The 245-nt window shown below is 42.4% G+C and carries 1 protein-coding gene; it reads right to left on the bottom strand.

The features are described 5' to 3' along the window. A partial coding sequence (locus tag I5W_RS32810; RefSeq protein WP_217284446.1) for a hypothetical protein occupies positions 1 to 222 on the bottom strand: 222 nt, incomplete at its 3' end. Positions 223 to 245 lie beyond the last annotated feature (23 nt).

Here is a 245-nt window from a genome sequence, read left to right as displayed (position 1 = left end):
TTGATGCAATCTGGACGCAGAGTCCATCTTGCTTTCCAGCACAACAGGCCAGTGATGTGCCGTCTTTTTATTCATTGTTCTTCCTGCCCCGTCTATTACCAAAATTCCGGGTGCGGCCACTCTATTATGCGGCAGTTGTAGGCAGATTTGCTGCATTGCGTCAATAATATTCTCGTCAGGAGAATGAATAATGATTTCATCTCTTGCGGCAAAAAAAAACATCTCACTTTGTATCTTTTAACAAT

Origin of the sequence: Herbaspirillum sp. B65 (genome assembly GCF_000333555.1) — a bacterium.
GTDB lineage: Bacteria > Pseudomonadota > Gammaproteobacteria > Burkholderiales > Burkholderiaceae_D > Herbaspirillum > Herbaspirillum rubrisubalbicans.
The sequence above is the reverse complement of the archived record's forward strand: the minus strand, read 5'-3'. Positions and strand labels throughout refer to the sequence as shown.